Source organism: Variovorax sp. J31P179 (assembly GCF_030316985.1).
In the GTDB taxonomy this organism is placed as follows: Bacteria; Pseudomonadota; Gammaproteobacteria; order Burkholderiales; family Burkholderiaceae_C; genus Variovorax; species Variovorax ginsengisoli_B.
Genome location: NZ_JASZYL010000003.1, coordinates 409134 through 434223, shown reverse-complemented (window position 1 = coordinate 434223; position 25090 = coordinate 409134). Strand labels below are relative to the sequence as shown.

23 protein-coding genes are annotated in these 25090 nt (G+C 68.1%); 9 read left to right on the top strand and 14 right to left on the bottom strand.

What is annotated here, in order from left to right; genetic code table 11:
- Positions 1-32: 32 nt before the first annotated feature.
- A complete protein-coding gene (locus QTI17_RS10245; protein ID WP_286532889.1) occupies positions 33-1763 on the bottom strand; it encodes a PHA/PHB synthase family protein in 1731 nt (576 codons plus the stop codon).
- 103 nt (positions 1764-1866) lie between these two features.
- Here QTI17_RS10245 and QTI17_RS10240 point away from each other — a divergent pair, with 103 nt between their 5' ends.
- Positions 1867-2175, top strand: a complete 309-nt coding sequence (locus QTI17_RS10240; RefSeq protein WP_286532888.1) for a hypothetical protein — start codon at positions 1867-1869, stop codon at positions 2173-2175.
- Here the strand turns inward: QTI17_RS10240 and pgeF are convergent.
- Together pgeF and maiA are read right to left on the bottom strand one after the other, a co-directional pair.
- Positions 2107-2856 (bottom strand): peptidoglycan editing factor PgeF, encoded by a 750-nt coding sequence (gene pgeF / locus QTI17_RS10235; protein WP_286532887.1) that lies wholly within the window; start codon positions 2854-2856, stop codon positions 2107-2109. The two genes, QTI17_RS10240 and pgeF, sit on opposite strands and share 69 nt — an antisense overlap.
- A gap of 2 nt (positions 2857-2858) precedes the next feature.
- Entirely contained in the window at positions 2859-3497 is a 639-nt protein-coding gene (gene maiA, locus QTI17_RS10230) for a maleylacetoacetate isomerase (RefSeq protein WP_286524864.1), read from the bottom strand.
- A 104-nt stretch (positions 3498-3601) separates the two neighbouring features.
- On the opposite strand from maiA, the gene QTI17_RS10225 reads away from it, so the two are divergent.
- The 6 genes from QTI17_RS10225 to QTI17_RS10200 all read left to right on the top strand — a co-directional run bounded on the left by QTI17_RS10225 (position 3602) and on the right by QTI17_RS10200 (position 8141).
- Entirely contained in the window at positions 3602-4303 is a 702-nt protein-coding gene (locus QTI17_RS10225; RefSeq protein ID WP_286524283.1) for a fumarylacetoacetate hydrolase family protein, read from the top strand.
- Between the two features lie 8 nt (positions 4304-4311).
- Positions 4312-4863, top strand: coding sequence for an NUDIX hydrolase (locus QTI17_RS10220; protein WP_286524285.1), 552 nt, complete (start codon positions 4312-4314; stop codon positions 4861-4863).
- A 17-nt stretch (positions 4864-4880) separates the two neighbouring features.
- Positions 4881-5345, top strand: coding sequence for a CreA family protein (locus tag QTI17_RS10215; RefSeq protein WP_286533112.1), 465 nt, complete (start codon positions 4881-4883; stop codon positions 5343-5345).
- Positions 5346-5361: 16 nt separating this feature from the next.
- Positions 5362-7146, top strand: coding sequence for an ABC transporter ATP-binding protein (locus QTI17_RS10210; protein WP_286532886.1), 1785 nt, complete (start codon positions 5362-5364; stop codon positions 7144-7146).
- Between the two features lie 59 nt (positions 7147-7205).
- The gene (locus QTI17_RS10205) at positions 7206-7751 is read left to right on the top strand and encodes a murein hydrolase activator EnvC family protein (protein WP_286532885.1); all 546 of its coding nucleotides are present in this window, start codon (positions 7206-7208) and stop codon (positions 7749-7751) included.
- 105 nt (positions 7752-7856) lie between these two features.
- Positions 7857-8141, top strand: a complete 285-nt coding sequence (locus tag QTI17_RS10200) for a hypothetical protein (RefSeq protein WP_286532884.1) — start codon at positions 7857-7859, stop codon at positions 8139-8141.
- Between the two features lie 9 nt (positions 8142-8150).
- Here the strand turns inward: QTI17_RS10200 and QTI17_RS10195 are convergent, their stop codons facing one another.
- From QTI17_RS10195 to QTI17_RS10170, 6 genes are all read right to left on the bottom strand, one after another.
- A complete protein-coding gene (locus QTI17_RS10195) occupies positions 8151-8489 on the bottom strand; it encodes a hypothetical protein (RefSeq protein WP_286524294.1) in 339 nt (112 codons plus the stop codon).
- A 112-nt stretch (positions 8490-8601) separates the two neighbouring features.
- Positions 8602-11565 carry an FAD-dependent oxidoreductase gene (locus tag QTI17_RS10190; RefSeq protein ID WP_286532883.1) on the bottom strand — a complete coding sequence of 988 codons (2964 nt, stop codon included), beginning with the start codon at positions 11563-11565 and terminating at the stop codon, positions 8602-8604.
- Position 11566: 1 nt separating this feature from the next.
- A complete protein-coding gene (locus tag QTI17_RS10185) occupies positions 11567-12508 on the bottom strand; it encodes an encapsulin (protein ID WP_286532882.1) in 942 nt (313 codons plus the stop codon).
- A gap of 44 nt (positions 12509-12552) precedes the next feature.
- Positions 12553-13455, bottom strand: coding sequence for a DUF3237 domain-containing protein (locus QTI17_RS10180; RefSeq protein ID WP_286532881.1), 903 nt, complete (start codon positions 13453-13455; stop codon positions 12553-12555).
- Positions 13456-16608, bottom strand: a complete 3153-nt coding sequence (locus tag QTI17_RS10175) for an AAA family ATPase (protein ID WP_286532880.1) — start codon at positions 16606-16608, stop codon at positions 13456-13458.
- Positions 16609-17039: 431 nt separating this feature from the next.
- On the bottom strand, positions 17040-18338 hold the full coding sequence (locus tag QTI17_RS10170) for a cupin-like domain-containing protein (RefSeq protein ID WP_286532879.1): 1299 nt from the start codon (positions 18336-18338) through the stop codon (positions 17040-17042).
- Positions 18339-18457: 119 nt separating this feature from the next.
- Between QTI17_RS10170 and QTI17_RS10165 the strand changes: the two genes are divergently transcribed.
- Positions 18458-18811 carry a DUF2784 domain-containing protein gene (locus QTI17_RS10165; RefSeq protein WP_286532878.1) on the top strand — a complete coding sequence of 118 codons (354 nt, stop codon included), beginning with the start codon at positions 18458-18460 and terminating at the stop codon, positions 18809-18811.
- A 16-nt stretch (positions 18812-18827) separates the two neighbouring features.
- Entirely contained in the window at positions 18828-19649 is an 822-nt protein-coding gene (locus tag QTI17_RS10160) for a GNAT family N-acetyltransferase (protein ID WP_286532877.1), read from the top strand.
- Here QTI17_RS10160 and QTI17_RS10155 read toward each other — a convergent pair.
- From QTI17_RS10155 to QTI17_RS10135, 5 genes are read right to left on the bottom strand one after another with little or no spacing between them, the layout of a single operon-like run.
- The gene (locus QTI17_RS10155; RefSeq protein ID WP_286532876.1) at positions 19618-20388 is read right to left on the bottom strand and encodes an aspartyl/asparaginyl beta-hydroxylase domain-containing protein; all 771 of its coding nucleotides are present in this window, start codon (positions 20386-20388) and stop codon (positions 19618-19620) included. The genes QTI17_RS10160 and QTI17_RS10155 overlap by 32 nt on opposite strands.
- Complete coding sequence (locus QTI17_RS10150) at positions 20385-20636, bottom strand: hypothetical protein (RefSeq protein ID WP_286532875.1); 252 nt, start codon at positions 20634-20636, stop codon at positions 20385-20387. The genes QTI17_RS10155 and QTI17_RS10150 overlap by 4 nt, the downstream gene beginning before the upstream one ends.
- Before the next feature lie 9 nt (positions 20637-20645).
- On the bottom strand, positions 20646-21914 hold the full coding sequence (locus QTI17_RS10145) for a lipase family protein (protein WP_286532874.1): 1269 nt from the start codon (positions 21912-21914) through the stop codon (positions 20646-20648).
- Positions 21911-23449, bottom strand: coding sequence for an alpha/beta hydrolase family protein (locus tag QTI17_RS10140; RefSeq protein WP_286532873.1), 1539 nt, complete (start codon positions 23447-23449; stop codon positions 21911-21913). Before QTI17_RS10140 ends, QTI17_RS10145 begins: the two co-directional genes overlap by 4 nt.
- A complete protein-coding gene (locus QTI17_RS10135; RefSeq protein ID WP_286532871.1) occupies positions 23446-25062 on the bottom strand; it encodes a B12-binding domain-containing radical SAM protein in 1617 nt (538 codons plus the stop codon). Before QTI17_RS10135 ends, QTI17_RS10140 begins: the two co-directional genes overlap by 4 nt.
- Between the last annotated feature and the right edge of the window lie 28 nt (positions 25063-25090).

Below are 25090 nucleotides of genomic sequence, written 5' to 3'. Positions count from 1 at the left end.
CGTGGATTGAAATATGACGGGAAAAGTGAGGGTCAGGCTTTCGCCTTGACATAGCGGCCCGGCGCCGGCTCGCTCGCCTTGTAGGCGCTGCCTTTGCCATAAGCCTTGGGGGCAGCGATCTGCTTGCCCGCGTGGGTCTTCAGCCAGTCGGACCAGTCGGTCCACCAGCTGCCGGGATGCTCGGTCGCGCCGGCCAGCCACTCGGCCTGCGTCGCCGGCAGCTTGCCGTCGGCGCGGATCCAGTGGCTGCGCTTTTTCTTCGCCGGCGGATTGATCACGCCGGCGATGTGGCCCGAGGCGCCCATGACGAAGCGCTTCTTGCCCTTGAGCACCTGGGTCGAGGCATAGGCGCCGCCGATCGGCACGATGTGGTCCTCGCGCGAGCCGTAGATGTAGACCGGCGCCTCGATGGCGCCGAGGTCGACCTGCTCGCCCGCCACCGTGAGCGCGCCCGGCACCGCGAGCTTGTTCTCGTGGTAGGTGTTGCGCAAGTACCAGCAGTACATCGGCCCCGGCAGGTTGGTGGCGTCGCTGTTCCAGTAGAGCAGGTCGAAGGGCGGAGGCGTCTCGCCCTTCAGGTAGTTGCCCACCACGTAGTTCCAGACCAGGTCGTTGGGCCGCAGGAAGCTGAAGGTGGAGGCCAGCTCGCCGCCCTGCAGCAGCCCGCCCTGCCCCATCTGCATTTCGCGGAACTTGACGAAGTTCTCGTCGATGAAGATGTCGAGCACCCCGGTGTCGGTGAAGTTGAGCAGGGTGGTCAGCAAGGTGACCGAGGCCGCCGGCTGCTCGCCGCGCGCCGCCAGCACGGCCAGCGCGGTGCTCAGGATGGTGCCGCCGACGCAGAAGCCGAGGGTGTCGATCTTGCCGCCCGCCTTGTCCTGGCCGGTGATCTCCTGGGTGACATGGATCGCCTTGATGGCGGCGTCCTCGATGTACTGGTCCCAGGTGTAGTGCGCCATGGACGCATCGGGGTTGCGCCAGCTCACGACGAAGACGCGGTGCCCCTGCTCGACCGCATAGCGGATCAGCGAATTCTCGGGCTGCAGGTCGAGGATGTAGAACTTGTTGATGCACGGCGGCACCAGCAGCAGCGGCCGCTCGTAGACCTTGGCGGTCAGCGGCTTGTATTCGAGCAGCTGGAACAGGTCGTTCTCGAACACCACCGCGCCTTCGGTGGTGCCGACGTTGCGGCCGACCTCGAAGGCGCTTTCGTCGGTCATGCTGACATGGCCCTGCTGCAGGTCGTGCAGCAGGTTCTGGATGCCCTTGGCGATGCTCTCGCCCTGGGTCTCGAGCGCCTTCTTCTGGGCTTCGGCATTGAAGGCCAGGTAGTTGCTCGGCGCCGAAGCCGCCATCCATTGCTCGACCGCGAAGCGAAGGCGCGAGCGGGTCTTGGCGTCGGCTTCGACCGCGTCCGCCATGCCCATGAGGGTGCGGGCGTTCAGCAGGTAGATGGCGGCCGAGAAAGACGAGACCGGATTGCCGCCCCAGGCCGCGCCGGCGAAGCGCTTGTCGGCGCCGGCCTGGGCCGCGAAGCCGTTCTGCCAGAGCGCGCTGGCTTCGCTGACGTACTGCTCCTGCAGCTGGCGCAGCTTCTCGCCCGAGAACGACAGCTTGGGCATCTGGCTCCAGGGGGCGCCGGCCGAGGCCGTGCCCTGGGCACCGAGCGACTGGAAGGACTCGAGGGCTTTTTCCCACCCCTGCGTGAGCGCCTGCTGGAAGGGCGCGAAAGTCTCGGCCCCGGTGGCCTGTGCGTGTTTCATGATGTCTCCTTCTGCCTCGCCTCGTGCATACGGGTTTTGAGTATGCTGTATTCGCCAGGGCCCCACCAGCGCGGCCCGTCATACCTGCCTGAAAACATCATCTATGCACCTCGTCGTGATCGCCTGGCTCTACGTGGCCCTGATGATGGCCGTTGCGGAAGCCACCAACACCACCGGCACCGTGCTCGGCGCGATCGTTACCTTTGTACTCTACGGCCTTTTGCCGGTGGCACTGGTGGTTTACCTGATGGCTACGCCGGCCCGTCGCAGGGCGCTCAAGGCCCGCGAGGCGGCCGAGCGAGAGGCAGCCGTACGAGCGCACGCAGAGGCAGCCAGGGGCCATTCAGAGGCGCCAGATGCAGGCGGCGAAGCGGCCGCTGGCCCGGTCGCGCCGGTGCGAGAAAAAACGTAACGGGTTGTGCACCGTGCACCAGGCCTCGCTGCCGTCGTTGCCGTGAAGCCGCGCGACGCCGGCCGCCTGCAGCCGCTGGCGGGCCAGGCCGGCCAGGTCGGCCATCCACTTGCCCGGGGTTCCGGCGGGGCGGAAGCACCGGCTCGCCGCCGGTGAACCGGCGACGAAGGCCGCGCGCACTTCATCGCCGACCTCGAAGGCGTCCGGGCCGATGCAGGGCCCGAGCCAGGCCATGAGCGCCGGCGCGCCGCCCTCGCCCTCGAAGGCGGCAACCGTCTGTTCGAGCACGCCCGCGGCCAGTCCGCGCCAGCCCGCATGCGCGGCCGCCACGCGACGGCCCGCCGCATCGGTGAACAGCACCGGCAGGCAGTCGGCGACCATGATCGTGCAGGCGACGCCGGGCTCGACCGTGGTGCAGGCGTCGGCGGCAGCGCCGTCGGCCGTCCGGCCGTCGAGCGTTAGCAACTCGGTACCGTGCACCTGCTGCAGGAACACCGGGTGCGCGCCGAGCGCTGCCTCGAGCCGGGCCCGGTTGGTCCGCACGCTGGCCGGATCGTCGCCGACATGGTCGCCCAGGTTGAGGCTCTGGCAGGCACCCGCCGAGACCCCGCCCTCGCGCGTGGTGCAGAGCGCCCGCACGCCGGCGGGCAGCGGCCAGTCGGGCGCCAGCCAATCGGACATGCTCACGCTTCGGCGTCGGGACAGCGCGAAGGCTGGGCCCGCTGGAAGGCATCGAGCTGCATGCAGGCCTCGAAGGCCGCCATGGTGCGCGGCAGGCCGCTGAAGTCGCAGTCGAAGCGCTGGCCGTTGAAGACCTGCGGCACCAGGCAGCAGTCGGCCATGGTGGGGGTGTCGCCGAAGCAGTAGGTGCTCGCGGGGTGCAGGGCCAGCTGGCGCTCGAAGGCCAGCATGCCTTCGCGCACCCAGTGGCGGTACCAGCCGTTCTTGGCGTCGTCGTCGAGCTTGAGTTCGCGCACCAGGTACTTGAGCACGCGCAGGTTGTTGAGCGGATGGATCTCGCAGGCGATCGACTCCGACAGCGCCCGGACGCGGGCCCGGCCGACCGGGTCGTGCGGCAGCAGCGGCGGCTCGGGCTGGATTTCGTCCAGGTATTCGATGATCGCCATCGACTGCGTGAAGCGCTCGCCGTCGTCCTCGAGCAGGGGCACCAGCATGTCGGGCGAGATCGCCGCGAACGGGCCGGTCTTGTGCTCGCCGCGGGCGATGTGCACCGGGATGTACTCGTAGTCGAGGCCCTTGAGGTTCAGCGCGATGCGCACCCGGAAGGACGCGGAGGAGCGGAAATAGTTGTGCAGCTTCATCATCCGGCAAGCATAGCCGTGCCGCCTGCCCCCAGTCCCACCGCGGACAACCGGCGCTGCCCTCTGGCACACTTCCCGTTTCGCTGAAAAAGGACGCTTTCCCCATGACTGCCGAGTTTGTTTTCACCCCCCATCCGGTCGTGTCGATCCCGGTGGTCGGCCAGGCCGCGCGTTTTCCGGTCCACCGCATCTACTGCGTCGGCCGCAACTACGAAGAGCATGCCAAGGAAATGGGTTTCACCGGGCGCGAACCGCCCTTCTTCTTCATGAAGCCGGCCGATGCCGTGGTGGTGGTCGACGCCGGTGCGACCGGCCGCATGGACTACCCCACGCTGACCAAGAACCTGCACCACGAGATCGAGCTGGTCGCGGCCATCGGCACCGGCGGCCGGAACATCGCCGCCGCGGACGCGATGAAGCACATCTACGGCTATGCCGTCGGCCTCGACATGACGCGCCGCGACCTGCAGAACGACATGAAGAAGCAGGGCCGGCCCTGGGACATCGGCAAGAGCTTCGAGCAGAGCGCGCCGATCGGCCCGATCGTGCCGGCGGCCCAGGCCGGCGACATCGAGCACGCCGAGATCTCGGTGCAGGTCGGCGGCACCGACCGCCAGCGCAGCAACGTGAGCAAACTGATCTGGAACCTGGCCGAGACCATCGAACACCTGTCGGCGGCCTGGGAACTGCAGCCCGGCGACCTGATCTTCACCGGCACGCCCGAGGGCGTGGCGGCGGTGGTCGCCGGCGATACGCTGGTCGGCGAGATCACCGGCCTGCCGTCGCTGACCGTCCAGATCGTCTAGCCACGCCCATGATCCTGCGCGTCCCCATCAAGCACTGCAAGAACTGCGGCACCGCCGTCGTCTACCGTCTGCCGGACGATGGCGACACCAAGGAGCGCGCGATCTGCCCGGCCTGCAGCACGGTCCACTACGAGAACCCGCTCAACGTGGTCGGCACGATCCCGGTCCTCGGCGATCGGGTGCTGCTGTGCAAGCGCAACATCGAGCCGCGCTGGGGCAAGTGGACCCTGCCGGCCGGCTTCATGGAACTCGGCGAGACCACCGAACAGGGGGCGGCGCGCGAGACCGACGAAGAAGCCGGCGCCGAGTACGAGATGGAGGGCCTGTTCGCCGTGATGAGCGTGGTGCGGGTCGGCCAGGTCCACCTGTTCTATCGGGCGCGGCTGCTGAGCGAGCGCTTCGACCCGGGCCACGAGACCATCGAGGCCCGGCTCTTCACCGAAGAAGAGATCCCGTGGGAGGAGATCGCCTTCCGCACCGTGCGCGAGGCGCTTCAGCGCTACTTCGAGGACCGCCGCCGGGGCAGCTTCGATCGCGTCCACACGGTGGACATCGCATGACGACGCGCCGCGGCTGGATGCCGGCCCTGCTGCTCGGCCTGGCGATGACGGCGGCGGCGCGCGCTCCGGCCGAGCCGGTGGGCGAGGTCGACACCGCCTTCAAACTCATCGGCCCCGACCACAAGATCGTGGTCGAGGCCTACGACGACCCCAAGGTCAACGGCGTGACCTGCTATGTCTCGCGCGCCAAGACCGGTGGCGTCTCCGGCGCGCTCGGCCTGGCCGAGGACAAGTCCGAGGCCTCGATCGCCTGCCGGCAGGTGGGCCCGGTAAGCGTGACGCAGCCGCTGCCCAAGCGCGAGGAGGTCTACAGCGAGCGGCTGTCGATCCTGTTCAAGCGGCTGCGCGTGGTGCGGCTGGTCGACAGCAAGCGCAACACGCTGGTCTACCTGACCTATTCCGACCTGCTGGTCGATGGCTCGCCGAAGAACAGCGTCACCGCGGTGGCCATCGATCGGGCAACGCCGATCCCGATGAAGTAGTGCGAGGCGCCGGCGGATGAGCGACAACGCCCCCGGCAATGCCATTCGCGCCCTCTACGGTGCGCTCTGGCACTACGCCGAAGGCGCCCGGCCGCAACTGCTGGCCGCGACCGCGCTGCTGACCGGCTCGCAGCTGCTGCGGCTCACGATGCCCTGGCTGGCGGCCCAAGCCATCAACGCGCTGCAGACCGGCGACTTCGCCGGCTCCGGCCGCTGGATCGGGGCGCTCACGGCGGTCTACGTCGCCTCCTGGCTGGTGCACGGGCCGGGCCGGATCCTCGAACGCAACGTCGGCCTGCGGGTGCGCGAACGCCTGGCCGACACGCTCTATGCCCGGATCGCCGCCGCCCCGCTGGCCTGGCAGGACGGCCACCATTCGGGCGAGATGCAGCACCGCGTGCACCAGGCCAGCAAGGCCCTGTCGGACTTCGCGCAGAACCAGTTCGTCTACCTCACGAACATCGTCAACTTCATCGGGCCGCTGGTGGCCCTGACCCTGTTGTCGCGCGCCAGCGGCGCGATCGCCATCACCGGCTACGTGGTGATCGCCATCCTGGTGCTGCGTTTCGACCAGGCGCTGATGCGGCTGGCCCGCGCCGAGAACGACGCCGACCGCCGCTACGTGGCCGCCCTGCTCGACTTCCTCGGCAACGCCTCGACCGTGATCGGCCTGCGCCTGTCGGCCGCATCGCGCCTGCTGCTGGGCCGGCGCATGGCCGCGATCTCGGTGCCGCTGAAGCGCACCGTGGTGCTCAACGAAGGCAAGTGGTTCGCGGTCGACATCCTCGGCCTGGCGCTGACCTGGGGGCTGGTGGTGGTCTACGTCTGGCAGTCGCGGGCGCCGGGCCAGGCGGTGCTGCTGGGCGGGGTGTTCATGATCTACCAGTACGCCCAGCAGGCCGCGAGCGTGGTCTCCTCGATGGCCGCCAACTTCCAGTTCTTCGCCCGCATGCACACCGACTACACCAGTGCCGCACCGATCTGGCAGGCGCCCTCGCGGGTGCGGGACCTGGCCGAGGAAGCCATCGACAGCGATGCCGCCTGGCGCACGATCGCGGTCGAGCACCTGGTCTGGCGCTACGACCCGCGCGGCACGCCGGCGGCCACGGCAGAGCCCGCGCGCAGCGGGCTGCACGACGTCTCGCTGGCACTCGGCCGCGGCCAGCGCATCGCGCTGGTCGGCCCGAGCGGCGGCGGCAAGAGCACGCTGCTGCGGGTGCTGGCCGGCCTCTATGCGCCGCAGCAGGGCACGCTGGCGATCGACGGCCAGCCGCAGCCATGGCCGCGGCTGCGCAGCCTGGCGACGCTGATCCCGCAAGAGACCGAGGTGTTCGAGGCCAGCGTGCGCGAGAACCTCGGCTTCGGCCAGCCGGCGAGCGACGACGCGCTGCGCGCGGCGATGCACGCCAGCACCTTCGACGAGGTGCTGCAGGCCACGCACGGCGACCTCGACACGCCGCTGTCGGAGCGCGGCTTCAACCTGTCGGGCGGCCAGCGCCAGCGCCTGTGCCTTGCGCGCGGCGTGCTGGCGGCCCGGGGCAGTTCCCTGCTGCTGCTCGACGAACCGACCAGCGCGCTGGACGCGGCCACAGAAGCGAGGGTGCTCGAACGCATCGCGGCCGCCTTTCCCGACGCCTGCATGATCGCGTCGATCCACCGCCTCAGCCTGCTGGAGCGCTTCGACACGGTGGTGCTCATGGAGGCCGGCAAGGTGGTCGACGCCGGCCCGCGCGCAGCGGTCCTGGCGCGCCAGCCGCTGCTGCAACGCATGGTCTCACCTGCCCCGGCCGCCGCATGCTAAAACTGCGGTCCGGCCACGCGCCAGGGAACCCTTCGCCGCGATCACGTTCCATCCAAGCCATGCACATCCAGAATTCACTTTCTCGCGCCACCGCCATCGCGGCCGGCGTCGCCGCGATCGCCGCCTTGACGGCCTGTTCGACCCCGCCGCAGAGCACGAGCCCGCCCTTCTACCCGTTGCCGCCCTCGGGCCAGGCGGCGCCGCCCGCCGCGACGCCGCCGGCGCCGAAGCCGCAGGCCATCTTCATCCGCCCGGCGCCCGGGCGCACCCTGTCCGGCTTCGACGGCACCCGCAACAAGGGCATGGACATCGCGGGCAACCTGGGCGACCCGGTGGTCGCCGCGGCCGACGGCCGGGTCGTGTACGTGGGCGGCGAACTGCGGGGCTACGGCAACATGGTCATCGTCCAGCACAACGACACCTTCCTGACCGCCTACGCCAACGCCAAGACCATCCTGGTCAAGGAGAAAGACGTGGTGCGCCAGGGCCAGAAGATCGCGGAGATCGGCAACAGCGACGCCGATCGCGTGAAACTGCACTTCGAGATCCGCAAGCAGGGCGTGGCGGTCGACCCCGAGCCCTACCTGAACGGCACCCTGCGCTGACCTGCTCGCGTTGTAGGCGCCTTCCGTCTTCGCAAGGCGAAGTTCGCCGGGACTTTCTTTCGTCGCGCTCGCGTCCAATATGCAGCAAACGACAAGGAGCCCCCGATGAACTGCGAAGCGATCCATTGCCCCGATTCGGGCACCGTCAGGTTCGCGATCTATCCTGATGGTTTTGATGGACCTCGCATCATCGCCCGCATCTCGGAACGCGCCCTGTGCGAGCGCTTCGGCGCCGAGACGAATGAAGCCAGCCTGATCTCCGCCTGCCAGGCGAACTTCGGCCTCATCGAGGCCAAGGCCCTGGCGCGTTACGCGCTGCGGCCCGAAGTGGCGGTGCTGCTCGCGCCGGCGGACTTCGGCGCCGTCGATGCGCTCGCCGAAGCCCTCTGAGCCCGGCCTTCAGTGCGGGACGCCGCCGGTGATGCCGGCCATGCCGGTCGACTGGCCGATCGCCTCGGTGCCGGTCCCATGCGAGGCCGCGACGGCTTCACGGTAGACCGCTTCGCGCGACACGCCCTGCGAGTTCACCATCGGCGCGGCGGTCGACTGGCCGATGGCCTCGGTGCCCTGTGCATGCGATGCTGCGATCGCGTCGGCGTCGACCTCCGGTTTGGCGGGCGAGTTCATCTGCAGCGGGTGGTAGTCCGATCCATCCGACTGGGCGTTGGCGCTGAGCGCGCCGAGCGTGGCGATGGCGCCGAAGACGCCCACGGCGAGACCCTTGATCAAAGCATGCATGCAACTCTCCTTCAGGCCCTGCCCCGTGCACGCCGACGCGGCGCCACGGAGGGCTTGCACGCACTCTAGGCGCCAAGAATGAGCCGGGAATGAGCGCCGCAGGGCCGCCGCGCTAGGAGTCGCGCTGCACCAGGTAGCCCACGCTGGCCCGCAGCCAGTCCAGGTCCGGGCTTGGAGCAACCCCTGCGAAGGCCGACAGATCGAACTCCTTGGCCGCCGCGTCGGCCAGCGCCAGCGCCGATTGACGCGCCCAGTCGATGCTGCCGGTGCCCGCCACGATGTCGTGCATGCGGAACACTTCGCGCGGCAGCCGGCGTTCGCGCGGACGCGACAGGAAGTTGCCCATCCAGTCGCGTTCGGCCCGGCTCGCGTGGGACAGCGCATGCGTCAGCACCAGCGTGCGCTTGCCCTCCCACAGGTCGCCGTCGATCTCCTTGCCATAGCGCGCCTCGTCGCCGCTCAGGTTGAGCACGTCGTCCGTGATCTGGAAGGCCAGGCCCAGCAGATAGCCGAAACGATCGAAGCGGCCGAGATCCGGGTCCTCGGGGTCGGCCACCAGCGCGCCGATCCGCAACGGATGGATGAAGCTGTACCAGGCCGTCTTCTTCAATGCCAGACGCAGGTAGTCGTCGGTGCCGACGGAGAGGTCGTTGTCGCGCACCCAGCCCAGTTCCATCGCCTGGCCTTCGAGCGTCTCCATCAGCATGTGGTCGATCTCGTCGAGGATGCGCAGCGCGCCGGCCGGCCCAAGGAACTCGCCGCTGCGGCGCACCAGCCGCATGGCCAGCGCGTTCATCGCGTCGCCCGTGTTCACGGCCAGCGGAATGCCGGCGCGGCGGTGCATGGTGGGCACGCCGCGCCGGAACTCGCTGCCGTCCTCGATGTCGTCGTGGACCAGGAAGGCGTTGTGCAGCATCTCGATGCCGGCCGCGGCGGGCAGCGCGTGCTCGACCCGACCGCCTAGCGCGCGCGTCGTCGCCAGGCACAGGGCGGGCCGCAAGCCCTTGCCCGAGCGCGACATGAAGTCCTTCACCAGTGCGTAGAGGTGGGTCTGCGGCTCCCAGTCGGGCACGCCGGACTCGAGCGTCTGGGTGACCATGCCGCGGTACCACGCCATCCGTTCGACGAAGCCGCCCGGCCCCGTGACGCCGCCGATGCCGGGCACGCGATCGGTGACCCGCAGCACGTTGTCCAGGGGCGTCGGCACGTAGGCGGAGCCATGGCGCACCGCGGGATCGGCACCGAGCCCGGTGCCGGCACCGTCGATCGCCTGGTCCATCGCATCCAGCGCATCGGCCACCGGCGACGCATAGGGGCTGATCGCCGCCATCAGCGGGCGCACCTGGTCGAGCAGCGGCGATGCCGCGCCCAGCGCCTGCAGCGCCACCTGGGTCAGCGAAGGGTCCCACGGCTGGCCGGCCCGGTGGCGCGCCGCGTCGTGCAGCCGCCAGGGCGTCAGCACCTCGACTTCCTGCAGCGGCCAGACCTCGCAGCGCGGGCCGGCGAATGCCGCTGCGTCGAGCAGCGCGTTCACCGCCCGCCGCGCCGCCTCGTTGGCCCCCTCCATCGTCGCCAGGTCGGTGTGCGTGCGCACGTAGTCGGACGCCAGGAACAGGTTCGACACAGCGGTTGCCGCCTCGGGCCGCAACGCCCAGGTATTGACCAGGTTCACCAGCAACGGCTCGGCGTTCGCGAGGAAGCCGGGACGGGTGGGATCGGGCGCGGTGTCGGAGTCGAGGAACCAGGAATGCAGGTCCTCGTCGCGCAGGATTTCCTGCGTGGCGTTGAGCGAGCGCTTGAGTTGCCGCCAGGTCTCGCGCGCGACCTCGTCGCGCGAGCACTGCATCGCCGGCCGCCCGTCCGGGCCCGGCGCGGTCCAGTCGGAGACATCGACCGAGATGATGTCCTTGACCTCGCCGCAGGCCAGCATCGTCGGCACCACGCTGCGCCAGAAAGGAAACTGCGAGATGCTGGTCAGGGCCCATTCGGAGTCGATGTGGATCACGTGCCCATGCACCTCGGGCACGTCGCGGTACAGGTAGTACTGCACGCCGTTCATCCATTCGACATTGGGTGCCAGCGTGCCCAAGTTGGCCAGCGACGGGTCGGCAGCCAGCAGGTCGTCGTTGACCAGCACCGCCATGCGCTCGAGCGGCACGGCGGCGATGTAGTGATCGCCCTGCACCACGGTGCGCACCCCTTGCTCCATCACCACGATGCCGCTCACCTTGTCGCCGGCGCACAGGATCTGCTCGACCTCGGCATTGAAGTGGTACTGCACGCCGCGCGCCTGCAGCCAGCTCAGCCACGGATCGATCCAGATCAGGTTGGTCGGGCCGTCGAGCACCCGGTCGGTCGAGCCGCCGGTCGGATTGACGATCGTCAGCATCAGCTGCGCGAAGATGTCGCCGATGGTGCGCGCGCTGGCCCGCCGCGCCTTGGCCGCCACCAGCGAGCGCGTGATGCCGTCGCCGAGGAACTTCTGGTAGGCCGGCGAGCGCCCTTCGGCGCCGATGAAATCCCACCAGCTGATGCTCTCGTACTCGTCGAGCCGGCGCTGCTCGCACGATGTCAGGATCTGCCAGATCCGGGAGCCGAAGAAGGCCAGGTCGTCGGGCGTGAGACCGGTCACCGGACCGAAGGCGAGCAGGATGTCGCGCAGCACCGTGCCGGCGTCGCCGGGTGTCTGCGGAAAGTTGGCCGGCACCTCGAAGGCCGGCTGGTCGTACTGCGTGAAGCCGACCCGCGTGGTCGCCACCAGATGGTCCGCCACCGGCCGGCCGTCGAAGGACGGGATGCGCCGCATGGTGTCGACCACGTGCTTGTAGAAGCCCGGAAAGAAGCGAAAGCCATGCTCGCCCGGCAGCTGGTGTTCGATGGCGGCGACGCCGCGGTCGGCCAGTTCGTGGCCGGCGCCGCCGTCCTCGTTGTCGCTCACCGGGATGCTGCGCGCCTTGCCGCCGGCGATGTCGCGGCGCTCGAGCACGACCACCTCGAAGCCGCGCTCGATCAGCTCATGGGCGGCGCTCATGCCCGCCACGCCACCGCCGAGGATGACGACCCTTGCAGGCTTCATCTCAGGAGGTCTTGTTGGTGTCCGAATCCTTCGGCTTCTCGCCGACCTCTCCCGGTTTGTAGGGGGTCTTGTCTCCCTTGACCCTGATGACCTTGATGGCCGCTTCCTCCTTGATCCGCAGGACCAGCTTCTCGTAGACCCGGAAGACGAATTGCGGATCCGCCGTGACCTGGAGGAAATTGAGCGACACGTCGGTCGCAACGACCAGTTCGACCGGCGCCGCGCCCAGCGCAACCACCACGCCGGCGTCCTTGGGCAGCGTGGACGAGCGCAGCAACGGCCCGCCGCCGAGGAACGGAATGATGCGGTCCTGCGGCAGCACCAGCGATGACTTGTCGGGCGACTGCACCGCGGTGAAGAAATCATGGCCGAAGACGACGGCAAAGGGGCCGAAATGAGCCGCCGCCTCGAGATCGCCAATGCAGGCGGACACGGCAGTCACCAGACGGTTGCCCAGGCTTTCCGAAGGGTCTCGCTCAACGTCGCGCGACCGGTCGCCATTGGCCTGCACCAGGCCCCTGGTGTACTCGCCGCCAAGCACCTGCGCCACCGGAGGCGCGTTCCAGGGCCGCGCGCTCTCCTTTGCCAGCCCGGTGAACACCACGCTGTCCTCCAGCCGCGCCAGCATGTTGGCCGCCCGCCGGAAGAGCTGCAGCGCGCTGTCCATGTCGGGGTCCGCCATCTGCGCGCCGCGCAGGAACACCCGCACCTGCAGCGTCGGCAGCTGGATGGTCGTCCTGTCCTGGATCTGGAGCCTCGCCCCCTCCCCGCTCCCGTAGCTGATCGTGTCGTTCGCCACGTAGTCGGTGCTGGCCGGCAAGGGCCCCACCAGGGGCAGGAAGTTGGCCGCAACCCGCGCCCTCGCCGCCTCCTCCTGGATCACCTTGCGCACCCGCGCCCACTGCTCGTCGGTCCATGGAACCTGCTGGTTGTTGTCCGCCATCTCAACTCCTCTTTTGTGTGTTTGACCTCGATAACCCGTTCCGCTCAGGAAGCGCCGCGGCCACCCTCGGGGGCGCGCGGCAGCCCCGAGGACGGCAGCGGCTGCCCGACTCGAATCGCATAAAGATCGAACCGAACCAGCAGGTCGGCCATCGTCACCCGGCCGACCGCGATGCACTGCAGCCGGTTCAGCCACAGCCAATCGGGGTGCGAAGTGACGAACTGCGGCGCCAGCACCAGCGGCGGCAGCGGGTCGTAGTCGTTGCGCAGCGCGCGCTCGTAGCCGTCCGGCCCGAGGTCGAAGATGCCGTAGTAGCGCGACAGCAGCAGCGCACCGTCGTCGGTCTCGTAGGTGATGCGGACGTCGGCGACGCCCACGCCGTCGCGGCGCACCAGCATCCAGTCGCCGCCCTCGCCGCGGATCCGGGCGTTGATCTTCGGCCCGTGGATCTCGCCCGAGGCGATGTAGAAGGTGATGTGCAGCCCATCGGGCGCCGGCCCGAAGGACTCCGGCGGCTTCGCCAGCTGGACCGTGAAAGCACCCAGGAAGTCCGTGCCCCAGTCGTAGCGCGGGATGGTGCCCGTGGCCGGCAGCGGCGCAGGCGGCGCGGCGCCGGCCGGGGCGGCGGCCGGCACGCCGAGCACGCTGCGGACCGGGAGTTCGGCCACCACCTGGGCGGCCCGATAGAGGATCGGTGCGTAGTCCACCCGGTCGCCGGCTTCGCAGGGCGGCAGCTGGGCCCGGAAGCGCTGGGCGCCGGCGTCGGCCTGGCGGCCATCGGGCCAGGCCCGCAGCGAGGGCCGCTGCACCCCATTGACGCGCCGCTCGACCACCAAGCTATGGCTCGGATGGGCCGGCGAGACCTGCCACCAGACATCGAGCGGCGTGCCGGCCTCCACCTCCGGGCGCAAAGCGTCGAACGCCACCGGGGCCGGTGCCGGCTTCATCTAGCGCCCGCCGCCTTCGAGCAAGGCGCGGGCGGCGCGCAACTCGGGTTGATCGAAGCTGTCGCTGAATCGCTCGTAGCAGCGCCTGACGAGCGCCAGACCCTCGGCCGCGCGGCCGGTGCGCGCGAGCAGCGCCTGGCGCGACATCGCGGCGCGCAGTTCGAGCGACAAGGCCTGCTGGGCCCGGGCGGTCGCCAGGGCCTGGTCGAAGGCCGCCTCCGCCTGCGGCAGCGCGCCGGCCTGCAGGTGGATCTCGCCCATCAGCCGGAAGACGTCCGGCAGCAGCACGCCGACATGGCCGCGGCGGGCCGTCTCGGCCGTGGCCGCGAGCATCTCGAGCGCCTCGTCGTCGCGGCCGGCCGCCCGCAGGCCTTCGGCATGGATCACGGCCACCGTCGGCCCCATGAGGTCGGAGCGCGTGGCCCGGAACAGCGCCACGCCTTCGAACAGTTCCCTCAGGCCGTCGCTGCGGTCGCCGAGGCGCAGGCGGGCCCACCCGCTGCTCATGACGCCGACGGCATACCAGAGCTCCCACCCTTCCGCGCGGGCGAAGCTCTTGACCTCCGAGGCGTGGCCGAGCATGCGCTGCGGGTCGTGGTGGAAGGTCAACATGTAGCAGGCGACGCCGAGTGCATTGCTCAATGCCGACGGGTGGTCCAGGTCGCGCGCCATCGCGATCATGTGGTCGAGCTCCGCCAGACCCTGGTCCTGGTGGCCCATCATCCACAGGCTGCTGGCGAGTCCGGCGACCATGTTGACCGTGGAGCTGATCTGGAAGGTGTTGGTGAGCGTGCGCTCCTGCTCCAGCGCGTAGAGCGCGATGCCGGCTTGCGCATGCGCGATGCACTCGGCCCACTCCCCGCGGTAGTAGTGCGTGTAGGCGACCGCATGGCGGCCGGTCACCTCCAGCATCGGGACGCCGCTGGCCAGCGCCATCGACAGCGCCTCGTTCGCCGTGTCGAGCGCCCGGTCCAGCTGGCCACCGACGAAGAGATTCGTCCACAGCCCCCAGATCGGCTCATAGAGCCGGTCGGGCCGCTGCAGCAGATGGCTCAGGCTGCGCGCCCGCTCGCACGCCAGCGCCACCGTCGGCGAGGCCCAGCCATAGAGCGTCATCAGCGTCGGCGCGATCGCGATCTGGAGCTCGAGCTCCTTGGTCAGCACCTCGTCCGAGGTCGGCAGCTTGGCCAGGCCTTCGAGCGCCCGCGTGAAGTGCCCATGCGCCTCGGGGATGGCCATGCGCGTCAGCGCCCGTTGCCCGGCGGCGAACCAGTGGTCGCTGCTTTCCGCGTGATGGCCGGCACCCGACAGGTGGCGCGCGACGATCTCCGGGCGCAGCGCCACTTCGCCGCCGAAATCGGACAGCAGCACCCGTGCGATCCGTTCGTGGAAGCGCTGGCGCGTCGAGCGCAGCAGCGACTCGTAGGCCGCCGTCTGGACCAGCGCGTGCTTGAAGACGAAGGTGGTCGGGGCAGCGGCGGACACCTGCCAGGCCAGGCCCGCGGACAGGATGCGCTGGAGGTCGTCCGCCAGGTCCTTGTCGCTGCGCTCGCTGACGGCGCGCAGCTGCGCGTAGGTGAACTCGCGCCCGATCGTGGCCGCGAGCTGCGCGGTGCCGCGCGCTTCGCCGAGCCGGTCGATGCGCGCCATCAGAGACGCGTCGACGCTGGCCGGGATCAGGTCCGACGGCAGCGCGCCCGTGAGCGCCCAGGAATATTCGTTCTCCTGCAGCACGCCCGCCTCGATCACCGCCCGCGCCACCTCCTCGATGAACAGCGGCACGCCGTCGCAGCGCTGGGTGATCTCGCGGATCACGTCGCCCGGCACCGGCTTGCCGTGGGCGACATGGCGAACCACCGCCTCGACCTCGGCATGGTCGAGGCGCGACACCTCGACCAGCGGCGTCGCCTCGTCGTCCGGCCATGCCGCGTCGAACTCGGGCCGGGCCGTGAAGAGACCGAGCAGCGGCAACCGGCGCGCGCGCGACACCAGCGCTTCGAGCACTTCGAGCGTGGACGGATCGGCCCAATGCAGGTCCTCCGCCACCAGGATGGTCGGGTTGCGCGATGCGATGGCCTCGATGATGGCGACCAGCGTCTCGATGGTGCGCACGCGGCGGCGAGTGGGCGACAGCTCCACGGAGGGATAGCGCTCGGCGACCGGTATCGACAGCAGCGCCGCCAGCAGCGGTGCCGCATCGGGGGCCCTGATCCCCAGTGCCGCCAACTGCTGGTCGATGCGGCCGAGGCGCTCCTGCGGCTCGGTGGCACCGACCAGGCCCAGCACGCGCTCCAGCAGTTCGATGACCGGCAGGAACGCGCTGTTCTTCGCGAACTGGGTGCAGCGCACGGCGAGCACGGTGGTGTCCGCGCTCGCCACCTGGCCCCTGAACTCGGCGACCAGCCGCGACTTGCCGATCCCCGGCTCGCCGCGCACGGTGACGAAGCGCGCCGCACCGGATCGCGCCGCCGTCCAGTGCGCCGCCAAGAGCGCATGCTCGTGCGCCCGGCCGACGTAGAGGGTCAGCAGGTCGACCCGCTCCAGGCCCGGGACGACGCCGTCGGCGCGTGTCACGCGCCAGAGGCGGACCGCCGAAGCCACGCCCTTGAGCTCGAATTCGCCCCGCGGCTCACCCTGGAAATGCTCGTGGGCGATGCGCCAGGTGGCTTCGGTGACCCACAGCGTGTCGGGCTCCGCGAGCGCCTGCACCCGCGATGCGATGTTGGGCGCGTCGCCCATCGCGATGTTCTCGCGCCGGGCACCGGTGCCGACCGGACTGACCACGACGCGCCCGGTGTCGGCACCGACCCGGATCCTCAGCCTGGCGCCCGAAGGCCGCGCCGAGGCCTGGTTCAGCTGCTCGGTGCCCTGGAGGATTTCGAGGCCGCAGCTGACGGCCCGTCGGGCGTCGTCCTCGTGCGCCCGTGGAAAGCCGAAATAGATCTGGACGCCATCGCCCAGGAACTGGGAGATGTAGCCGTCGTACCGTTCGGCCGTCTCCTGGCAGACCCGCTGGAAGTCGCCCAGCATTTCATGCAGGTCTTCGGGGTCGAGCGTCTGCGATAGCGCGGTCGATCCGACGACGTCGCAGGTCAGCACCGTGATCTGGCGCCGCTCGCCATCGGCGCGCTGGACGGCGAAGTCCAGAAGCACCCCGCAGCCGCCGCAAAAGCGCGCACTCTCGGAATTGGCGAAAGCGCACGAGGGGCAAATCAACGTCCACCCCCCGGCAACAGGTCGGCCCGCTGTCGTTGCTGCCAGGCTTGCGCCTCTTGCTCGAGCAGCGCATAGGCACGCGCGACGAGATCGCCCGGATCGGTGCAAAGGGCCTCGGGAGCAGCCGCGGCGGCACTGGCCCGATCCCGCAGTCCGCAAGGCGCCGCGCAGGCAGGTTCATGCACGACAGGCGAACGAGAGAACGGCATGCCGCCCCGGAAGTCCCTCCCTGGTTGTCGCAGGAGGTGCATAAATAGACTTTACCGAAGATTACTGACTGATACCAGTTCCGGTCAGAAATTAGGATTCAAACCAGGGGCGTGGCGTGGCGCGGCGGCATCGTTTTTCCGCTCGCCGACGCTCGATTGTTACCAATTCCCGATGTCGGGGTTCTGGTAGACGAAATCGTTCGGCAGGTCGAGGTTGGAGTATGAGAAGGACAGGCTGATGTCCATCGACAGCACCTGGTGCCACCAGGCGAGCGGCAGGAACATCGTCTCGCCGGGCTCCACGATCACGTCCAGCACCGTCACCTCGCCGAAGAGCGGATAGCGGGCGAGGTCCGGGTTGTCGACGTCGACCGGGCTGAAGACGCCGTTGTAGTTGTAGACCTTCGGGGTCTCCAGGGGCGACACGAGGCGCCAGCGCTTGCGTCCGACCACCTGCGTGTGGAACAGCATCAGGGTGTCGTGGTGCAAGGGCGTCGTGGTGCCGGCCGGCCCGAACCAGAACGACGAGCGGTGGCCGAGCTGCGAGCGGTCGCAGGCGGGCGGCAGGCGGCCGATGTCTTCCAGCAGCGGCGCAAACCCGGGGCTGCGCAAGGCCTCGTTGTTGGCCGTCAGGTAGTAGTCGTTGGTCGGCCCTCCGGCGAGCACCCGGTCGACGAACGGACCCAGCTGCACGATCTTGCGATGCGCGAGCTTGTTCTCCTCGTAGTTCGGATCGGCATCGCGGCCGTCCTGGATCTCGACGTCCAGATGGCCGAAACGCCGCTTCAGGTCCTCGGGCGACCAGCGCTTCATGGCGCCCCAGTCCTTGGTGACGTCGGTCAGGACCACCGGACGGCAGCCCCGCACGTAGCGCTCGACGAACTCGTCGCGCGACGGCGACTTGCGCTTCTCGACCACGCCGTAGCGTGGCGACGACGCCCAGAGCTTCTGCAGGTTCGCGACCACAGATTCGAGCTTGCGCTCGACCTTCTGCATGCGGCGGGCGGCGCGAAAGGCCGGATCGGTCTCGATCCGGGCGATGGCCGCCTTCGATTGCACCGCATCGATTCCGGCGGCCGTCATCGTCGAGAGCATCGAGTCGGGCGTGCATTCGCGCAGGCGGTTCTCGGCGATCCACTGCAGCCAGTCGTCGCTGACCGGCGCCGGCGCGCCGAGCTCGCGCGGCCGCGGCGCCGGGGGCAGTTCGGGCAGTTCGGGGAGTTGGGTCGAGGCCTGCGATCGCCTGAGGATCTGGAGGGTCTCGGCGAAGACGGCGTCGACGAAGGGCTTGTTGGGGGTACCCGCGGGGATGCCCTTGTGGTCGTCGACGGCGCCCTCGATGACCTTGTCGATGAAGCCGCGGTTCTGCCGCTCGGCTTCCTGCAGCAGGGTATGAAGAAGGTAGGCCATGGCGCCCACCTGGGCGTTCTGGGTCCAGTCAACCGGGTCTGCGCTCATGCTTTGTCCGAAGGTGATGGGGTCGTACGCGGGTGGACCATGACTGTAGCGGCAGAGGCGATGTCCTGTATCGCGCCGCGGATTGGTCAAAAATGCCTGAATCCGTTAGAACGTCGCAAATGCCAAAAACCATCTTCGCGGACGTCGTACTGGTGGTCCACGGACTGGTCACGGCATTCGCGTTGACTGGTTGTGCATTCGCATGGCTCTGGCCCCGCCTGGCCTGGGTCCATCTGCCGCTGCTGGCCTGGTCGGTGACGGTGGGCGTCACCGGATGGGCATGCCCGTTGACGCTGCTCGAACTCAAGATTCGGCGCGCGGCCGGAGAGTCGACCTATGAGGGGGGGTTCATCGACCACCATGTCGGGCGCCTGGTTCATGCGAATGGATTGCCGCGCGGCGCTCAAGCTTCCCTGGCGCTCCTGCTTGCCGCAGTCAATCTTGCCGCCTACGCAGCGCTGATTCGATCATGAAGATTCGGAGGCCAACATGCGTGAGACCGTCGATCGCATTTCAACCGGACGCGCCGGGGTCAAGCTGGCGGCAACCTGGGCGACGAGCGTCGACGAGGTTCGCGAGGCGCAGCGTTTGCGTTTCAGGATCTTTGCCGGAGAGATGGGCGCGCGCCTGGCGCCGGGACGCGCCACGCTCGAAGGCCACGACATCGACCGCTTCGACGACTTCTGCGCCCATCTGCTGATTCGCGCGCACGCGGCGAACGACGGTGCCCCGCCGCGCGTCGTCGGCACTTACCGCGTCCTCACCCCGGAAGCCGCGCTGCGCGCTGGCGGGTACTACAGCGAAACCGAGTTCGACCTGGCACGGTTGCGGCCCTTGCGCAGGCGCATGGCCGAACTGGGCCGATCGTGCGTGGATCCGGCATGGCGGACCGGCGGGACGATCCTGTCGTTGTGGGCCGCCCTGGGCGACTTCATGGTTCGCCACCGCCTCGACATCGCTTTCGGTTGCGCGAGCGTGTCGGCCTCGGATGGCGGGCACCGCGCCGCCAGCGTCTGGCGCCATGTGTCCCTGCACCATCTCGCACCGGTCGAGCGGCGCGCGGTGCCGCTTCATCCTGCGACCTTGCCGGCCTCGTGCGATGCCATCGATGCCGCGCTGCCGCCGTTGATCAAGGGCTACCTTCGATGCGGCGCCGAGGTGCTGGGTCCGCCCGGCTTCGACCCGGACTTCGACACCGCCGACTTCCCGATGCTGATGCGATTCGACAATCTGCCGCATCGCCACCATCGCCGCTTCGTCGACAGCGGGCGGCACCGGCCTATCGATAGAAGCGTTCCTCCCAGCGCCTGAGATTCGCCTCGCCCTCGCGCAGGAACGGCGTGAACACCGCGAGCCTGAGCAGCAGGGCATTCAGCGCCCGGGCGGGGAAACGCAGCGGCTTGACGAAATCCACGAACAGCACGACCCGCGATTGCGCCGTGTGGTTCCAGGCTTCGTGCTCGTAGGCGTCGTCGAAGATCAGCGTCCGGCCCTCTTCCCAGTGCTGCAGCGCCTGATCGATCCGGATCGCGCTGCGCTCGCGCGGCTCGGGAACGACAAGCCCGAGGTGCAGCCGGAGTACGCCGTTGTATGGCCCGCGATGCGGCGGCGTGTGCTTGCCGGGCTCGAACACCGAGAACATCGCCGTCTGCAGGCCCGGGATACGTTGCACCAGCCGCCAGGTCTCGGGGCACCGAGCGCAATTGCGCGGGGAACGGACGCCATAGGCCGTGAAGACGAAGACCTTCCAGCGATCGTCGTCGTTGATCGATGCCGCATCGACGCTGATGTCCTGGACGTTCGGCAGCTCGCGCTTGCGCGCCATCACGACGTCGAGTTCGGCTCGCACCGATCGCCAGTCCCGCTCGAGTTCGGCAGCCCATGGAAAATCCGTCGTATCGAAGATGCGGCGATTGCCCAGGATCGCCTGCCGCCGATTGAGGGATTCGGCCAACGCGACCACGCGCATGAAGAGACGGCTCGCCCAGCCCGGCCGCTCCATCGGCGCGATGCCGTCGGTCGCCCAGGCGGGTTCCGGTCCGGCACTCATGGCTTGGATGGCTTGGTTTTCCGGCGGCGCGGCTCCTCCTGCGGCGGCCGCAGCAGGTCCGCGAGAATCCGGAACCCGATACCGACCAGCTTCTCGTCGCCCGCTTTCGCCAGTCTTTCGCGCATCCGCCTCCTGAGCTTGGGTGTCCGGGCCTTGTTGGCGAAATCCTTCTGAAGATCCCTGACGAACCTCAGCGTCTCGGCGGAACTGACGACTTCAATGTCTGTCGGGGAGATTCTCTTGGCCATGGCAGTCCCCTAGAGGTTGAGCGCGGTCGCAACGGCGGCGATGGTCTGCGGCTGGCTCATGGTGAGGAGGTGTCCGAGGTTGAAGCCGGCCAGCGTCATCACGTTGGCAGGGTTCGAAGCGGCCAGCCCGATGTGTCGCGCGGTCCATGCGGGTTGCGTGTCGTCTCCCGGCACCTGGGCTACGTTTCCGATGGGACTCGGTGCGATCGGTGGCACCCATTGCCAGGTGGTGCTGCCGAGGGTGTTCTGCGGCCCGCTCACGCAACGGATGTTGAAGAACTTGCCCGCGATCAGGGGGTCGAGGTCCGAGGCGAGAAGCTGGACGAGCTTCCTCGCCTTCTTCACTTCCGCGAGGTCGAACCCCGTCTGGCTCGGAGTGGGATAGCGATGCAAGGCGCCGTTGGTCAGCGGGTAGTAGGGATCGGCGACATCCCCCGTGTTCATGTCGGTGCTGGGATATGCCGCCAACGGAAAGTTCGGATCGGCGGCCAGCGCCGCCCCGTACTTCGCAAAGGTCTTCTTGGCGTCGAGGAACTGAAAGGCGTAGAGCGCCGGCATCGACGTCAGTACCTTGCGAACCTTTTTCTGGTCGAGCAGCGCCAGCAGCGGCTCGCCTTCGAAGAAGCGATGGATCTGGCCGCCATAGCCGTAGAACGGGGTGGCCACGGTCACTGCCGCCCTCAGGGCCGGCGTGTCGTGCTTGCGCAGGATCCAGTTGACGATCATGCCGCCGGCGCTGTGCCCGACGAGCGAGTAGTCCTGCAGCACGTCGGCGTTGTTGCATTCGTCCTTCACCCGCTCCTGGAAATACGGCAGGAACTTCTTGACGAAGAACTTGCCGATGTCGTTGGTGGTACGGCGCCAATCCCAGCCGAAGACGAAGTAGTCGATCTTTTTCGCCTCGCACCAGGCTGTGAAGCCGTCGTAGGGCGTGCGGCCTGCGATCTTGACCGGCCCATCCGCGAGGACGAAGCGGTTTCCCTTGTCACGATGCTTGCCGCCCACCTTGACCATCTCGACTTCCAGCACGGTGCCCATCATGCTCCAGATGTCGAGCCACTTCCTCTCGTAGGCAAAGGTCTGGTTCGACGGTCCGCCTTGCACATAGGGCTTGGTGGCGCGCTTGAGCTGGCTTCCGAGGCCGCCCGGGAAGAGGAACACGGTGTGCCGCTGGCCGTTGGCGGGCCCGCCGATCAGAAAGTAGCGGTCGACGAAATCATCGATCAGGTGGTCGAGCATCCTGAGCTGCTCGAGGTCGCGATTGGTCTCGTAGTTCATCGCTTTCCTTTCGATTCACGGGATGCAGCTGGGGGCTTCTGCAGGTCGACCAGGATCCGGCGCCCGATCTCGATGAGCGCGAGGGGGGTGTATCCCACCGAATGCACGTAGTCCTCGATTTCCTTGACAGCTATCGACATCGGATCCGCGCGACGCGCCCTGAAGCGGCCGTTCAGCAACGCAATCATGGCCATCGCGCGGTCTGTCGAAGCGACCTGCTGTGGATAGTCGGGCTCGTCGTCGCCCTTTATGTGGGGTGGCGCGCCCAGGAGCTCCGCCAGTCGCTCGAGCACCCCTCGGCTGACCATGATGAACAAGTGTTCCGTGTCGATGGCCTCCACGTCGGTGACGCAGCGATCCTGTTCCGCCGTGTTCGCTCGAAGCAACCTCGTCGTCCAGCCTGGCTGCGTATCGTCCCCAGGGAAACGCCGGCCCAGGTGGATCGGGGACTTGTCCTTCTCTGGATCGAAGTCACGGGCGATCCAGTCCCATGTGAAGTTGGTATCAGTCTGGTTCGCCGGAAGAATGCCCCGGATGTTGTAGAACCTCGACGACAGTGCCTCGTCCAACGGCTCGGTCAACCTCTGGGCCACCTCCCTGGCCACTCCAAGTTCCTTTCGGCAGAAGCCCGTGATCTTCCTGCGCGGATACCGGAATTTGGACGAGGTCTCGACCGGGAGGTAAGGATCCACCTCTTCATGCGACTTTGAATCGATGGCTGGATAGGCGGGAAGTGGATAGGCGTCGTTCTTGAAGGCTTCTTTGTTCGCGCGATAGATCGCCGTTTCCAGCGGGTTGACGGCGTACAGGGCCGGGAACGAGGAGATGACGCGAACCATCGCATCCTTGCCCAGATGATTGAGCAATGGTTCGCCGACGAACCACCGACCGATCTGGCCGGCATAGCCATAGAACGGCGTGGCGACTGTGATCGCCTTGTCCAGCTTCGGGAGCACATCGATGTGCTCGTGCAGGATCCAGTTGACCAGCATGCCGCCCAGGCAATGCGCGATCAGTGTCACATTGTCGAGTGGGTCCACCTTGCACTCGTGCAGAACCCGATATTGGAAATGGGACAGAAACTTCGTCGCAAAGAACTCGCAGACTTCCGGAATCGGCCGCCGCCAGTCGTACCCGTAGAAGAAGACATCGATGCCGCGCCGCGCGCACCATCTGGCAAACGAGTCGTACGGCGTGTAGCCGAACACCTCGATCGATCCGCCTGCGATCACGATGTGGTTATCCGCGTCGACCCATCGACCATCTGCATCGCGCTTCATCCTTAGAAGCAAGGCGCCGCCGACGAGGGTGTGGAAGTTGAGCCAGACGGTCTTGAAATGCCATGGGTCCGGGACCGTTCCCCCCGAATATTCGAGGGGTGAACGCTTCAGTTCCGAGCCGCAGCCAGCCGGGAAGAAGATCACCGTCCTTCGCTTCTCCGGCGAGGGATACGCGTTCCGCCGCTTGATGAATTTCGTGATGCTGCGATCAAGTTCCGCCAGTTGGGCTTGGTCCCGGGCCTCCAGGTAGGTCATCGCGTCGCTCCTTCCACGTCCGCCACGATGGGATGCACGGTGTGCCGAACGTTGGTGGGCACATACGGCTTGAGCCACTCCACGGGACCGCCCTGCGCGTCCGTCAGGACCACCGGGTCGAAATAGCGCACCCGGTCCTCTTCCGTGAGATCGTCCGGCCGCTCGAAGTACTGTGGATCGAGCATGTCCGTGCCCGCAAGATACGTACGCGGCCGGGTCGGCGTGGCGCTCGACCAGATGAAGCAATGGAAGTTGGCCGACGCGATCACGTACCACCGCACGGGATTGAACGACCCCGCGCGCACGATGCGGCGCAGCGTCTTCACCAGGATGCGCATGCGCGACACCACCGTCCACGGTCGCCTGAACATTCGCTCGATGAAGTCCACGACCGCGTCCCGGTCGTCGGCCAGTTGCTTGTGGCCGATGGTCTCGCCATCGAGGTCGCGCAGGCGCAGGTTCGGCGCGAGATGCCCCATGCGCAGGTCATCCCAGAAGCTCGCGGTGCCAGCCAGCGGCGCGACCAGACTCAGGTACACCGGCATCGGCATCAGAGGGTTGCGCGCGAGGGCGTCGATCTGCCGCTCCATCTCGGCCGCGGTCTGGTGGCGCTGGTCGAACATGTAGCCGTAGCAGATCGCGATGCCCTGCGACTCGGCAAAGGCGATGTCCTCGATGACGTTGTAGCGCCGGCCGAGGTTCTGCTTCTTGTTGTAGCGGGCGAGCATCTCGCGGTCGAGCGACTCGACGCCAGCAAAGAGCAGGATGCAATTCGACCTGGCAAGGTGCACGATGAGTTCGCGATCGTGCAGGATGTTCTGCGTCACGAGGGCCGCCCAGCCGCGCACCTTCGGATGCGAGCCGAGCAGCTTCGCCACGCGCAGCATGTGCGCGGCATCGTCGGAGAAGTTGTTGTCGAGCAGCATGACCAGCGGGTACCAGCGCCTGAAGCTCCAGCGCGCGCTCGCCGCCAGCGTGCTCTCGAGCGCATCCGCGAAGTGATCGAGGCTGTAGGTCGCATGGGCGCCGACCTCGTTCGGCATCACGCAGAAGCTGCACTTGAAGCTGCAGCCACGCGACGATTCGATGAGGTGGAGCATCGGGCTGATGCCGCTGCGCAGGAAGAGGCCGTAGTCCACCCGGTACGAAGAGATCTTCGCCGCTGCGGAGCGATAGATCGGCTTGAGCGAGCCGCGCAGGAAGCCCTCAACGACCTCCGGAACGGTGTCGACGCCACCGGCGCACACGACGTCGAAGAAACGTGTCGCGAACTCCGGAAAGTTGCTGCAGATGCTGCCGCCCCCGACGACGATGGCGCCGGCCGAGCGAAAGAAGTAGGCGAGCTGGCGCATCCGGTCGAAGTCGGGTTGCAGGCCGGTGAGGAAGACGATGTCGTAGCCACCGCAGTCGCGAGGCTCGAAGGGGCCGTGCCAGTCTTCGTGGTGCAGCCGGACGTCAAAGCGTCCGGGGTCGATCAGCGAGCCGATGTGAAGGCCCGTGATCGGCTGCATGTAGTAGTTGGATCGCCGCTTGTCGCGACTCGGGCGCAAGTGCGTGCAGACCACCAGCGCCTTTCGCCTGGAGGAGACGCGGTCTCGCGACGGCGCAGTCATCCCGCGCCTGACGGTGCAATGGCGAAGC